This window comes from Mycobacterium sp. E2462 (assembly GCF_001672685.1).
Classification (GTDB): domain Bacteria; phylum Actinomycetota; class Actinomycetes; order Mycobacteriales; family Mycobacteriaceae; genus Mycobacterium.
Map to the genome: position 1 here is coordinate 1 of NZ_LZKC01000231.1, position 13,150 is coordinate 13,150.

General features: G+C 71.0%; 12 protein-coding genes. 9 read left to right on the top strand and 3 right to left on the bottom strand.

All coding sequences use genetic code 11. The features are described 5' to 3' along the window. From A5714_RS11535 to A5714_RS11555, 5 genes are all read left to right on the top strand, one after another. On the top strand, positions 1-839 hold an 839-nt coding region (locus A5714_RS11535; protein ID WP_156747274.1), incomplete at its 5' end, for a bifunctional riboflavin kinase/FAD synthetase. 142 nt (positions 840-981) lie between these two features. After that, positions 982-1,251, top strand: coding sequence for a 30S ribosomal protein S15 (gene rpsO, locus A5714_RS11540; protein WP_066950523.1), 270 nt, complete (start codon positions 982-984; stop codon positions 1,249-1,251). Between the two features lie 391 nt (positions 1,252-1,642). After that, on the top strand, positions 1,643-3,919 hold the full coding sequence (locus A5714_RS11545) for a polyribonucleotide nucleotidyltransferase (protein ID WP_068285315.1): 2,277 nt from the start codon (positions 1,643-1,645) through the stop codon (positions 3,917-3,919). Beyond that, positions 3,900-5,267, top strand: coding sequence for a pitrilysin family protein (locus A5714_RS11550; protein WP_068285316.1), 1,368 nt, complete (start codon positions 3,900-3,902; stop codon positions 5,265-5,267). The genes A5714_RS11545 and A5714_RS11550 overlap by 20 nt, the downstream gene beginning before the upstream one ends. 61 nt (positions 5,268-5,328) lie before the next feature. After that, entirely contained in the window at positions 5,329-6,354 is a 1,026-nt protein-coding gene (locus A5714_RS11555; RefSeq protein WP_068074622.1) for a nitronate monooxygenase, read from the top strand. 3 nt (positions 6,355-6,357) lie between these two features. Here the strand turns inward: A5714_RS11555 and ald are convergent, their stop codons facing one another. Further along, positions 6,358-7,473: an alanine dehydrogenase gene (gene ald / locus A5714_RS11560; RefSeq protein WP_068285318.1), complete on the bottom strand. Its 1,116-nt coding sequence runs from the start codon at positions 7,471-7,473 to the stop codon at positions 6,358-6,360. A 146-nt stretch (positions 7,474-7,619) separates the two neighbouring features. Between ald and A5714_RS11565 the strand changes: the two genes are divergently transcribed. The 4 genes from A5714_RS11565 (at position 7,620) to A5714_RS11580 (ending at position 12,037) form a co-directional block, all read left to right on the top strand. Beyond that, positions 7,620-8,081, top strand: a complete 462-nt coding sequence (locus A5714_RS11565) for an SRPBCC family protein (RefSeq protein WP_068285319.1) — start codon at positions 7,620-7,622, stop codon at positions 8,079-8,081. 177 nt (positions 8,082-8,258) lie between these two features. Next, complete coding sequence (locus A5714_RS11570) at positions 8,259-9,164, top strand: metal-dependent hydrolase (RefSeq protein ID WP_068285321.1); 906 nt, start codon at positions 8,259-8,261, stop codon at positions 9,162-9,164. A 12-nt stretch (positions 9,165-9,176) separates the two neighbouring features. Beyond that, a complete protein-coding gene (locus tag A5714_RS11575) occupies positions 9,177-10,958 on the top strand; it encodes an SDR family oxidoreductase (protein WP_068285334.1) in 1,782 nt (593 codons plus the stop codon). Positions 10,959-10,966: 8 nt separating this feature from the next. Beyond that, on the top strand, positions 10,967-12,037 hold the full coding sequence (locus tag A5714_RS11580) for a PDR/VanB family oxidoreductase (RefSeq protein WP_068285323.1): 1,071 nt from the start codon (positions 10,967-10,969) through the stop codon (positions 12,035-12,037). Here A5714_RS11580 and A5714_RS11585 read toward each other — a convergent pair. Then, the gene (locus tag A5714_RS11585) at positions 12,024-12,530 is read right to left on the bottom strand and encodes a GNAT family N-acetyltransferase (protein ID WP_068285325.1); all 507 of its coding nucleotides are present in this window, start codon (positions 12,528-12,530) and stop codon (positions 12,024-12,026) included. The genes A5714_RS11580 and A5714_RS11585 overlap by 14 nt on opposite strands. A gap of 23 nt (positions 12,531-12,553) precedes the next feature. Continuing rightward, positions 12,554-13,150: TetR/AcrR family transcriptional regulator (locus A5714_RS11590; protein WP_231975872.1), on the bottom strand; the 597-nt coding region annotated here is incomplete at its 5' end.

Below are 13,150 nucleotides of genomic sequence, written 5' to 3' on the forward strand. Positions count from 1 at the left end.
GTAACGTGCCGGCGGTGTTGATGACCTTCGACCCGCATCCCATGGAAGTCGTCTATCCGGGCAGCCATCCGGCGCAGCTGACGACGCTGACGCGCCGCGCCGAACTGGTCGAGGAACTCGGCATCGACGTCTTCCTGGTGATGCCGTTCACCACCGATTTCATGAAGCTGACGCCCGAGCGCTACGTCCACGAGCTGCTGGTCGAGAACCTGCATGTGGTCGAAGTGGTCGTCGGGGAGAACTTCACTTTCGGCAAGAAGGCGGGCGGCAACGTCGAAACCCTGCGCCGGGCCGGCGACCGGTTCGGCTTCGCGGTCGAGTCGATGTCGCTGCTCACCGAGCACCACAGCAACGAGACCGTCACGTTCTCGTCCACCTACATCCGTTCCTGCGTCGACGCGGGCGACGTCGTCGCGGCCACCGAGGCGCTGGGGCGCCCGCACCGCGTCGAGGGCGTCGTCGTGCGGGGGCACGGGCGCGGCGCCGAACTCGGCTACCCCACGGCGAACGTGGCGCCGCCGATGTACTCGGCCATCCCCGCCGACGGCGTGTACGCCGCCTGGTTCACGGTGCTGGGTCACGGCCCGGTGACCGGAAGCGTGATCCCGGGCGAGCGCTACCAGGCCGCGGTGTCGGTCGGCACCAACCCCACCTTCTCGGGTCGCACCCGCACGGTGGAGGCGTTCGTGCTGGACACCGACGCCGATCTCTACGGCCAGCACGTGGCGCTGGATTTCGTGGCGCGGATCCGCGGGCAACTCAAGTTCGACTCCGTCAAGGAGCTCGTCGTCGCGATGGGCGGGGACACCGAGCGGGCGCGCGGCCTGCTCACCGACTGATCGCGCTGCTCGCCCGGCGCGACGATTCGGGGGCGGTGCTCACCGGCTGCTAAACTCCCGGACGACATCGGCGCGTGCTGCGGTTCGCGGTGGCCGCGCCGGACACCTTCTTATCGCGGACTTCATTGATGGAGAGAGTTTCGTGGCGCTGACAGCCGAGCAGAAAAAAGAGATCCTGGGCACCTACGGCCTGCACGACACCGACACCGGTTCGCCGGAGGCGCAGGTCGCGCTGCTGACCAAGCGGATCGCCGACCTCACGGAGCACCTGAAGGTGCACAAGCACGACCACCACTCGCGGCGGGGGCTGCTGCTGCTGGTCGGGCGCCGGCGCCGGCTGCTCAAGTACGTCGCCCAGATCGACGTGGCGCGGTACCGCTCGCTCGTCGAGCGCCTGGGCCTGCGCCGCTGAGGCGGGCGGCCTGGCCCCAATGCGCGCACTCGTGCCGTGGGCCGAGGCCGCCGGTGTAGAGTAAGGACGTTCTGGGCCGTTCGGCCCGAGCAAACGGTGCGGCTACGCAGATCCGCGTGTGCCGTTCCAGCGTGTCACTACGCAAGTCCGAGGGAGCGGTTGGGTCTGCATCGGACGGTCTTCGGTAGTGGCTGCCGGGCTCTCCGGATCTGGAGCAGGTCGGCCGCTTCGATCGATGGCCGTAGCCGCATACAGACCCGGCTCTTCACGAAAGCTTCGAGGGTGACTCGCGGGCCCCGCCAGGGGTCGGTGAGTACCCTCTGCGGTCTCTCTCCAGGTTGCGCGTGACGACGCGAAACAGCCGAAGATAAGAGAGGCCGTACGGACGTCTATGTCTGTAGCTGAGATTGACCAGGGCGTGTTCGAGGCGACCGCCACCATCGACAACGGGAGCTTCGGCACCCGCACCATCCGTTTTGAGACCGGCCGGCTGGCCCAGCAGGCCGCCGGCGCCGTCGCCGCGTACCTTGACGACGAGAACATGCTGTTGTCGGCGACCACCGCCAGCAAGAGCCCGAAGGAACACTTCGACTTCTTCCCGTTGACCGTCGACGTCGAGGAGCGGATGTACGCCGCGGGCCGCATCCCCGGTTCGTTCTTCCGTCGGGAGGGCCGCCCCTCCACCGACGCCATCCTGACCTGCCGCCTGATCGACCGGCCGCTGCGCCCGTCGTTCGTCTCGGGCCTGCGCAACGAGATCCAGGTCGTCGTGACGATCCTGAGCCTGGACCCCAACGACCTCTACGACGTCGTCGCGATCAACGCCGCGTCCGCGTCCACCCAGCTCGCCGGCCTGCCGTTCTCGGGTCCCGTCGGCGGGGTGCGGGTGGCGCTGATCGACGGCCAGTGGGTCGCGTTCCCGACCGTCGAACAACTCGAGCGCGCCGTGTTCGACATGGTCGTGGCCGGGCGCATCGTCGGCACCGACTCCGACGGCAAGCCCGACGTCGCCATCATGATGGTCGAGGCCGAGGCCACCGAAAAGGTCATCGAGCTCGTCGAGGGCGGCGCCCAGGCGCCGACGGAAACCGTGGTCGCCGAGGGCCTCGAGGCGGCCAAGCCGTTCATCGCCGCGCTGTGCACCGCGCAGCAGGAGCTGGCCGACGCGGCCGCGAAGCCCACCAGCGACTACCCGGTGTTCCCCGACTACGCCGAGGACGTGTACTACTCGGTCGCCTCGGTGGCGACCGACGAGCTGGCCAAGGCCCTGACCATCGGCGGCAAGGCGGAGCGCGACGCGCGCACCGACGAGCTCAAGGCCGAGGTGCAGGCGCGCCTGGCCGAGACCTACGAGGGCCGGGAGAAGGAGGTCAGCGCCGCCTTCCGCTCGCTGACCAAGAAACTGGTCCGCCAGCGCATCCTCACCGACCACTTCCGCATCGACGGCCGCGGCATCACCGACATCCGCGCCCTGTCCGCCGAGGTGGCCGTCGTGCCGCGGGCGCACGGCAGCGCCCTGTTCGAGCGCGGCGAGACCCAGATCCTGGGCGTCACCACGCTCGACATGGTCAAGATGGCCCAGCAGATCGACTCGCTGGGCCCCGAGACCTCCAAGCGCTACATGCACCACTACAACTTCCCGCCGTTCTCCACCGGTGAGACCGGCCGCGTCGGTTCGCCGAAGCGGCGCGAGATCGGGCACGGCGCGCTGGCCGAGCGGGCCCTTGTGCCCGTGCTGCCGAGCGTCGAGGAGTTCCCCTACGCCATCCGCCAGGTGTCCGAGGCGCTGGGCTCCAACGGCTCGACGTCCATGGGCTCGGTCTGCGCGTCCACGCTGGCGCTGCTCAACGCCGGGGTGCCGCTGAAGGCGCCGGTGGCGGGCATCGCGATGGGCCTGGTCTCCGACGACGTCGAGGTGGACGGCAAGACGGAGCGCCGCTTCGTCACGCTGACCGACATCCTGGGCGCCGAGGACGCGTTCGGCGACATGGACTTCAAGTGCGCCGGCACCAAGGACTTTGTCACCGCGTTGCAGCTCGACACCAAGCTCGACGGGATCCCGTCGCAGGTGCTGGCGGGCGCGCTGGCGCAGGCCAAGGACGCCCGGTTGACCATCCTCGAGGTCATGGCCGAGGCCATCGACGGCCCCGACGAGATGAGCCCGTACGCGCCGCGGGTGACCACCATCAAGGTGCCGGTCGACAAGATCGGCGAGGTCATCGGGCCCAAGGGCAAGGTCATCAACGCCATCACCGAGGAGACCGGCGCGCAGATCTCCATCGAGGACGACGGCACCGTGTTCGTCGGCGCCACCGACGGCCCGTCGGCGCAGGCCGCGATCGACAAGATCAACGCCATCGCCAACCCGCAGCTGCCGACCGTCGGCGAGCGGTTCCTCGGAACGGTGGTCAAGACAACCGATTTCGGCGCGTTCGTGTCGCTGCTGCCGGGACGCGACGGGCTGGTGCACATCTCCAAGCTCGGCAAGGGCAAGCGCATCGCCAAGGTCGAAGACGTGGTGAACGTCGGGGACAAGCTGCGCGTGGAGATCGCCGACATCGACAAGCGCGGCAAGATCTCGCTGGTCCTGGTGGCCGACGAGGAGTCGGCCGGCGGCGAGGCCCCCGCCCCGGAGACCGCACCGGCCGATGCCGCCAGCTCAGTCTAGGAAGCCGGCAGCCGACCCCGCGCTGCGACGGGGCGCCCGCGTCGCCGCAGCCAAACCCGGACATCAGGCGGTGCTGCGCCGCACCACCCTGCCGGGTGGGTTGCGGGTGGTCACCGAATACCTGCCGTCGGTGCGGTCGGCCTCGGTCGGGGTGTGGGTCGGGGTCGGCTCGCGCGACGAGGGCGCCACGGTGGCCGGCGCGGCGCACTTCCTGGAACACCTGCTGTTCAAGTCGACGCCGACCCGCACCGCCGTGGACATCGCGCAGGCGATGGACGCCGTCGGGGGAGAGCTCAACGCCTTCACCGCCAAGGAGCACACCTGCTATTACGCGCACGTGCTCGACAGCGACCTGGCGCTGGCCGTCGACCTGGTGGCCGACGTGGTGCTCAACGGGCGCTGCGCCGCCGACGACGTCGAGCTGGAACGCGATGTCGTCCTCGAGGAGATCGCGATGCGCGACGACGACCCCGAGGACGCCCTCGGCGACATGTTCCTGGGTGCGCTGTTCGGCGACCACCCGGTAGGGCGCCCGGTGATCGGCACCGCGCAGTCGGTGTCGGCGATGACCCGCGCCCAGCTGCACTCGTTCCACGTCCGGCGGTACACGCCGGACCGGATGGTGGTGGCGGTCGCCGGCAACGTCGACCACGCCGAGGTGGTGTCGTTGGTGCGTCGGCACTTCGGGCCGCACCTGGTGCGCGGACGGGAGCCGATCGCCCCGCGCAAGGGCGCGGGCCGGGTGACCGGCCGGCCGGGTCTGCTGGTCGGCAAGCGCGACGCCGAGCAGGCGCACGTGTCGCTGGGAGTCCGCACGCCCGGGCGCGGGTGGGAACACCGCTGGGCGTTGTCGGTGCTGCACACGGCGCTGGGCGGCGGCCTGAGTTCGCGGCTGTTCCAGGAGGTGCGCGAGCTGCGCGGCCTGGCCTACTCGGTGTACTCGACGGTGGACATCTTCGCCGACAGCGGAGCGCTGTCGGTGTACGCCGCCTGCCAGCCCGAGCGTTTCGCCGAGGTCATGCAGGTCACCGGCGAGGTGTTGGAGTCCGTGGCGCGCGACGGCATCACCGACGCCGAATGCCGCATCGCCAAGGGCTCCCTGCGGGGCGGGCTGGTGCTGGGCCTGGAGGACTCGAGCTCGCGGATGAGCCGGCTGGGGCGCAGCGAACTGAATTACGGCAAACACCGCAGCATCGAGGACACGCTGCAGCAGATCGACCAGGTGACGGTCGAGGAGGTCAACGCGGTCGCCCGGCGCCTGCTCAGCCAGCCCTACGGGGCCGCGGTGCTGGGCCCGTTCACCTCCAAACGGTCACTGCCCCAACGACTTCGGGCGATGGTAAAGTAGCGCCACATGTCCGCCCCCACACTCGCGCCGTGCCGGCGCTCGCCGTCGGCGGAGTAGCCGGATGGTACTGGGTTTCTGGGACATCATGGTCCCCATCGTCGGCGCGCCGATGGCCGGCGGTCCCGGGACCCCCGCGCTGGCGGCCGCGGTGTCCAACGCGGGCGGCCTGGGCTTCGTGGCCGGCGGCTACCTGGATGCCGACCAGTTCGCCGAGGACATCGCCGCGGCGCGCAAGGCCACCACCGGCCCGCTGGGCGTGAACCTGTTCGTGCCCCAGCCCAGCGTCGCGGACTGGGTGGCGCTGGACTATTACGCCGCCGAGCTCGAGGAGATCGCCGAGCACTACCACGTCGAGGTCGGGCATCCGCAATACGGCGACGACGACGGGTGGGAGGAAAAACTCGAGGTGGTGGCCGACGTGCGGCCCGAGTTGGTGTCGTTCACCTTCGGGGTGCCGCCGCCCGACGTGATCCGCCGGCTCGGCGCGCTGGGGCTGCTCGTGATGGTCACGGTGACGTCGGCCTACGAGGCCGGGGTGGCGGTGGCCGCCGGCGCGGACAGCCTGGTGGTGCAGGGACCCGGCGCCGGCGGGCACCGCGGTACGTTCGCGCCGGACATGGAGCCCGGCAGCGAGTCGCTGCACCAGCTGATCGACCGGATCCGGCACGCGCACGACGTCCCGATCATCGCCGCCGGCGGACTCGGCACCGCCGAGGAGGTGGCGACCGTGCTGCGCCGCGGTGCGGTGGCGGCGCAGGTCGGCACCGCGCTGCTGCTCAGCGACGAGGCCGGCACCAATTCGGCGCACCGCGTCGCGCTGAAGAACCCGTTGTTCGCGACGACCGTTGTGACCCGGGCGTTTTCGGGCCGCTACGCGCGCGGCCTGGAGAACGACTTCACCCGCCAGTTGGACCACCTGGCGCCGTTGGGATATCCCGAGGTGAACCAGATGACCTGGCCCATCCGGCAGGCGGCGGCGGCCCAGGAAGACCCGAACGGGATGCCGCTGTGGGCGGGTACGGCATTCAAGCACGCCAGCGCCGGCCCCGCGGCCGACATCGTCGCCGCCCTGGCGGCCAACGCCTGACGGTCAGCCCAGCACGCTGGCGGGATCGGCAGCGGGCAGCCCCAAGTCGGTGGCCACCTGGTCGGACAGCAGGGCGCCGTCGTGCGTCGAAAGCCCTTGCGCCAACGCGTGATCGGAACGGCAGGCCGCCCGCCAGCCGCGGTCGGCGAGGGCGATGACGTAGGGCATGGTGGCGTTGGTCAACGCCACGGTCGAGGTCTTCGGAACCGCGCTGGGCATGTTGGCCACGCAGTAGAACAGCGTGTCGTGCACGGCGAACGTCGGGTCGTCGTGGGTGGTCGGGCGCGAGTCCTCGAAGCAGCCGCCCTGGTCGATGGAGATGTCCACCAGCACGGCTCCCGGCTTCATTTGCGCGACAAGCGCATTGGAGACGAGGTTGGGCGCTTTGTGGCCTGGCAGCAGCACGGCCCCGATCACCAGGTCGGCGCGCTTGACGGTGCCCTCCAGGTCGTAGGCCGACGAGTACCGGGTGCGCACCTGCCCGCCGAATTCCGCGTCGAGCTGTCGAAGCCTGGTGATGTTGACGTCCAGCACGGTGACGGCTCCGCCCATGCCACCGGCCACCCGGGCCGCGTTGTAGCCCGCGGTCCCCGCCCCGATCACCACGACGTCGGCGGGCTTGACGCCCGGGACGCCGCCCATCAGGACGCCGCGCCCGCCGTGGGTGCGCATCAGGTGGTAGGCGCCCACCTGCGCGGCGAGCCGTCCGGCGACCTCGCTCATGGGGGCCAGCAGCGGCAGCGTGCCGTCGGCGGCTTGCACCGTCTCGTAGGCGATCGCCGTTGTGCCCGACGCCAACAGCGCGTCGGTGCACGCGCGCGACGCGGCCAGGTGCAGATAGGTGAACAGGACCTGGTCGCGCCGCAGCAGGCCGTATTCGGCCGGTACGGGTTCCTTGACCTTCAGCAGCAGGTCCGCCTCGGCCCATACCTGCTCGGCGGTGTCGGCCACTTCGGCGCCGGCCGCCTTGTATTCGGGATCGGGGATGGCCGAGCCCTCGCCGGCGCCGGCCTGCACGAGCACCTCGTGGCCGTGGCGGGTCAGTTCGGCGACACCGGCCGGGGTGAGGGCGACCCTGAACTCGTTGGTCTTGGTCTCGGTTGGCACACCGACTCGCATGAGCGCCCCTTGCGTCGCGTTGCCCCTCAGGCCCTTCGGGCCCCTCAAGTGTGAAGAAAGTCCGCGGGGGCCGCAATCGAAGCCCGGGCGCGAACCGGTGCCAGGTTTTTCCCGCTTCGGCCGCGCCCGCTGCCTATGATCGGCCGATGACCGACCCGTGCGTGAGCGCCACCGTCCACATCGACGCCCGCCCCGACGCGGTGTACGGCCTCATCACCGACCTGCCGACCCTGGCCTCGCTGGCCGAGGAGGCGGAGGCGATGACGTGGCGCAAGGGCGACGCGGTGACGCCCGGGGCGGTGTTCAGCGGGCGCAACAGGAACGGCTGGCGGCGCTGGAGCACGACCTGCACGGTGACCGACGCCGAGCCCGGCCGGCTGTTCGCGTTCGACGTGCGGCACACGGTGGTCCCGGTCGCGCGCTGGCAATACGACATCGTCGCGGCCGACGGCGGCTGCCTGGTCACCGAGAGCACCTGGGACCGCAGGCCCGCGTGGTTCCGGTCGATCGCGGGCCGCGCCACCGGCACCCCCGATCGCGCGGCCGTCAACACCGAGCACATCCGGCTCACCCTGCAACGCCTCAAGCAGCACGCCGAGGCCCGCTAGCCCCTTTGCTGGACGCCGGGGGGCGGCCCCGTTATCCGTGGTTGCGCCGCGGGTGACGTCGGCGGCAAAACCCGGTACCGGCGGTTTCGTGTATCGGGGGGTCGTCACTATACTGACGACGCGCGATGTCACCGGTACCGCTTCGTGCTCGGGGTAGGTGCCGAGGTAGGGGGCACAATGTTCACCGTCGACGACCGGGCCGCCGGTCCGCACGACGCGTCATCTCACGAGCGCCTGGTGCTCGAGGCGCGGGATGTGGACTTCGACTGGGCGGCGCTGCCGTTTCACTACGTGCCGGGGGAGCCGTTTGCCACGCACGTCCTCAACGTCTTGCACCTGCTGCTGCCGGCGGGCGAGGAGTTCTTCGTCGAGGTGTTCAAGCGGGCGCTGCCCATGATCAAAGACGAGCAGTTGCGCCTCGACGTCCAGGGCTTCATCGGTCAGGAATCGGTGCACTCGCAGGCGCACGGCAAGGTCCTGGCCCACTTCGAGGCGCGCGGCGTCGACGTCACGCCCTACACCGGGCAGATCAGGTGGCTGTTCGAGACGCTGCTGGGGCAACGCCCGCGGTCGAGCGAGCGGCGCCGCCAGGCCTGGCTGCTCGAGCAGATTGCGCTGGTGTCCGCGATCGAGCACTACACCGCCGTGTTGGGGGAGTGGATCCTGGACTCGCCGGCCCACGACGCCATCGGCACCGACCCCGTGATGCTGGACATGCTGCGCTGGCACGGCGCCGAAGAGGTCGAGCACAAGGCGGTCGCCTTCGACACCATGAAGCACCTGCGCGCCGGCTACTGGCGCCAGGTGCGCGCCCAATTGGTGGTGGCGCCCGCCATGCTGCTGTTGTGGATCCGCGGCGTGCGATTCATGTATGCGGTGGACCCCCTGCTGCCGCGCGGCGCCAAACCCCGCTGGCGCGACTACTTCTCGGCCGCCCGCCGCGGGCTGGTGCCCGCGCCGTCGCGCTTCGCCCGGGCGGTCGCGGACTACTACCGGCCGGGTTTTCATCCCTCGCAGCTCGGCGGCCTGGAATCGGCCGTCGACTACCTGGCCGTCTCACCCGCCGCGCGGGCGGCGCGCTGAACGATGACCGAGATGACGAGCCCCACCACCAGCACCACCGTCGCCGGTGCCGACGGCGTCCCCCTCGCGGTGCATCGCTATACCGACCTCGACCCGGCCCGCCCCACGGTGCTGGCCATCCACGGCTGGCCCGACAATCACCACGTCTGGGACGGCGTGGCGCGCGAACTCGACGCGCTGGGCCGCCGCTACAACGTTGTCGCCTATGACGTGCGCGGGGCCGGCGAATCAGGCCGCCCGCCAAGGCGTTCGGGGTACGCGTTCCCGCAGCTGATCGCCGATCTCGCCGCCGTGATCGACAGCCTCGCCGTCGGGCCGGTCCACGTGCTGGCCCACGACTGGGGCTCGATCCAGGCCTGGGCGGCGATGACCGACGAGTCGGTGATGGACAAGGTGGCGTCGTTCACCTCCGTCTCCGGGCCCCACCTGCGGTACGCGCGGGCGTTTCTGCGTTCGGCGCGCACGCCGCGGAGCCTGGCCCGGGTGGCCCGGCAGCTGCTGGCGTCGAGCTACATCGGGTTCTTCCTGATGCCGCTGCTGCCCGAGCTGGCGTTCTGGTCGCGCCTCGGCGTCCTAGTGGTCGCCGCGCTGGAACGCATCGGCCGCTCGAGCACACGCAGCCAGCGCCACGAGACGCTGCGCAAGATCGCCGATTACACCAATGGTCTGAACCTGTACCGCCAGAACATGCCCGCATCCCTACTGGCGGCCGACGCGCCGCTCCCGGCGACCACGGTCGCGGTCCAGACCCTGGTCCCGCGCAGCGACCTGTTCGTCACGCCCGCGTTGCAGCAGTTCGCGGGCGCGGTCAACGGCGGTGGTCGGGTGCTGGGGATCGAGGGCGGGCATTGGGTGGTGACGTCGCGACCGGACGTCATCGCCCGGCTGACCGCCGAGTGGGTCGAGCAAAACACCGGCGGCGCAACGGCATTGGCACACCCCCGGCCCACCGAGGTGCGGGGCGGGCGACGCGACGTGCGCGGCAAGCTCGCCCTGGTCACCGGGGCCGGCGCGGGCATCGGCCGGGCCACCGCGGTGGAGTTGGCGCGGTGCGGGGCACACACGGTCGTCATCGCCGACCGGGACGTGGCCGCCGCCGAAGAGACCGCGGACGCCGTGCGCGCCGCCTGTGCGCAGGCCGCGGTGTACGGCGTCGACGTGCGCGACGACGCGGCGATGAACGAGCTTGCCGCGCAGGTGCTCCGCGAGCACGGTGTGGTCGACATCCTGGTCAACAACGCCGGGATCGGCATGGCCGGGCGGTTCCTGGAGACCAGCGCGGCCAACTGGGAGGACATCATCGGGGTCAACCTGCGGGGCGTCATCTCCGGTGCCCGGGCGTTCGGGGCGCAGATGGTGGAGCGGGGGCAGGGCGGAACCATCATCAACGTGGCGTCGGCGGCGGCGTTCCTGCCGTCGAAATCCATGGTGGCCTACGGCACCACCAAGGCGGCCGTCTTGGCGCTCAGCGAATCGCTGCGGGCCGACTTCGCCGACGAGGGCATCGGTGTGACGGCGGTGTGCCCGGGCTTCGTCAACACCAACATCGCCAAGAGCACGGTCTACGCCGGGCTGACCGACGAGCAGCAGGAGCGGGCCCGGCAGAAGGCCGACAAGGCGTACCGGCGCCGCAATTACACCCCCGAGGCGACCGCCAAGGCGATCGTGAAAGCCATCCGGACCAGCCCGGCCGTCTTGCCGATCGCCGCGGAGTCGCGGTTGGGCTACATCATGCGGCGCGTCAGCCCGACGTCCATCCGCTTGCTGGCGCGCCTCGATATCCGGCAGAAGTGAGACGCGCCGTGACGCAGAGCATTTGGGACAGCAGGCCGCCGGACCTGTATGGCCGCCGCGAACACGATCGCCTCGGCACCGTCCTGTGGGGCATTCGCGCGCTGTTCGAGGGCTTCGCCAGCGTGTCGCGCTGGGACCCGTCGCGGGTGCAACCGGTCCAGCGCACGCACACCGCGGTGATCACCCGGCGCGAGCTGGTCGCGCCCGACGTCGTCGTGCTGACCTTGGCGGACGCGAGCGGCGGGTTGCTGCCGGCGTGGACGCCCGGCGGGCACATCGACATTCGGCTGCCGTCCGGCCGGCGCCGGCAGTACTCGCTGTGCGGGCCGCCCGGGCGGCGCACCGACTACCGCGTCGCCGTCCGCCGGATCGCCGACGGCGCCGGCGGCTCCGCCGAGATGCACGACTTCGCCGTGGGGGACACGTGCGAATTCGAGGGGCCGCGCAACGCCTTCTACCTCGGCTCGACCGAACGTGACGTGCTGTTCGTCATCGGCGGCATCGGGGTGACCCCCATCCTGCCGATGCTGCGGGTGGCCGCCCAGCGCGGCATCGAATGGCGCGCCGTCTATGCCGGGCGCAGCCGCGAGTACATGCCGCTGCTCGACGAGGTAGTGGCCATCGCGCCCGATCGGGTCACGGTGTGGGCCGACGACGAGCACGGCCGCATCGCCGGCGTGCAGGAGCTGCTGGCGGGCGCCGGGCCCGCGACGGCCGTCTACGTGTGCGGGCCGAGCGCGATGCTCGACGCCGTGCGCGCGGCTCGCGACGAATACGCCTCGGCCCCCTTGCATTACGAGCGGTTCAGCCCGCCGCCGGTGGTCGACGGGGTGCCGTTCGAGGTGGAACTCGCGCGTTCGCGGCGGGTGCTTGCCGTGCCGGCCGACCGGTCCGCGCTGGACGTAATGCTCGACCGGGACCCGACGACGCCGTACTCCTGCCGGCAGGGATTCTGCGGTACCTGCAAGGTGAAGGTGCTTGCGGGACAAGTTGACCACCGGGGTCGGGCGCCCGCCGATGACGGGATGCTGGTGTGCGTGTCGCGCGCCGACGGCGGTCGCGTCGTCATCGACGCGTGAGCCGATAGCCCAGGTGGGGGACCGTGAGGCCGGGCACCGGCTCCCAGTCCAGGGTGCGCCCGTCGGGGCGGAAGTCGTTCTTTTCGTAGAACCGCCGCGCCCGGGCGTTGGTCTTAGCGCACCACAGCACGACGTCGCGGCCCGCGGCGAAACTCAGCACCCGCTCGAGCAGCCGCGTGCCCAGCCCGTCGCGCTGGCGGGGGGCCGCGATGTACAGCGCGTCGAGCTCGACACGCTCGAGGTCCTCCGGGTCGGGCCCGAAGATCGTCATGCCCAGCGGCGTGCCGCCTGCCTCGGCGAGCCACATGCTCCACCCCGGCCGGTTCAGGTCTCGCGGATACAGCAGCACGGCCCAGCGCTGCGGCGAGGTGAGCACATCGAGCACGTTCGCCGGCAGCACACCGGCCCAGGAGTCCCGCCACACGGGATAGTGCATCGCCGCCACGTCGCTGAAGTCGGCGGGTGTCGCCTCGCGAATGACGATGTCGCCCATGCCATTCGGTGTGGCCGACCGCGTCACGCCGGGCGCGACCGTTCCAGGTAGGCCGCCAACGCGTTGGTCAACCCGCGGCGTGCCATGTCCAGGTCGGCGTAGGAGCCCAGTTGGCGTTCGGACACCAATCCGCGCATCGCGCCGGGGATGAGCGCGGCGACCTCCCGCACCCGGTCCGGGTCGACGTCCAGGCCGGCGAACGCGTGCTGGCAGGTCTCCAGCCAACTTTTGCCCCACGAGAACAGCTCGGCGGCCGTGCGCGGGTAGAGGCGTTCGAGCTCCTTGGGGTCGCGTGGGAGCGCCGCGCGCAGGTTCTCGATCGCGCGCGAATCCGCCGACGCCAGGCCGCGATACAGCGTCTCGACGATGGCGCCGACCCGTTCGCGCAGCGGCGCGTCCGCCGACACCGGAGTCGACAGCGTCGAGAAGGTGGCGGCGCGCCGCTCGGCGGTGCGGTGCAGCACGGCCGCCCAGAAGCCGTCGGTGTCGCCGAATTGGTATTGCACCGCGCCCCAGGTGGCGCCGATGTCCTTGGCGATCCGGTTCGCCGACACCGAGCCCGGCTCACCCGAGGCCAACGAGCGCAGCGCGGCCTCGAGCATGCTCTCGCGGGTCGCGTG

Bases quoted from the DNA above. Each gene is read 5' to 3' on its own strand.
- A5714_RS11575 (WP_068285334.1), top strand. From the start codon at position 9,177: ATGACGAGCCCCACCACCAGCACCACCGTCGCCGGTGCCGACGGCGTC.
- A5714_RS11565 (WP_068285319.1), top strand. From the start codon at position 7,620: ATGACCGACCCGTGCGTGAGCGCCACCGTCCACATCGACGCCCGCCCC.
- ald (WP_068285318.1), bottom strand. From the start codon at position 7,473: ATGCGAGTCGGTGTGCCAACCGAGACCAAGACCAACGAGTTCAGGGTC.
- A5714_RS11570 (WP_068285321.1), top strand. From the start codon at position 8,259: ATGTTCACCGTCGACGACCGGGCCGCCGGTCCGCACGACGCGTCATCT.
- A5714_RS11555 (WP_068074622.1), top strand. From the start codon at position 5,329: ATGGTACTGGGTTTCTGGGACATCATGGTCCCCATCGTCGGCGCGCCG.
- A5714_RS11585 (WP_068285325.1), bottom strand. From the start codon at position 12,530: ATGGGCGACATCGTCATTCGCGAGGCGACACCCGCCGACTTCAGCGAC.
- A5714_RS11545 (WP_068285315.1), top strand. From the start codon at position 1,643: ATGTCTGTAGCTGAGATTGACCAGGGCGTGTTCGAGGCGACCGCCACC.
- A5714_RS11550 (WP_068285316.1), top strand. From the start codon at position 3,900: ATGCCGCCAGCTCAGTCTAGGAAGCCGGCAGCCGACCCCGCGCTGCGA.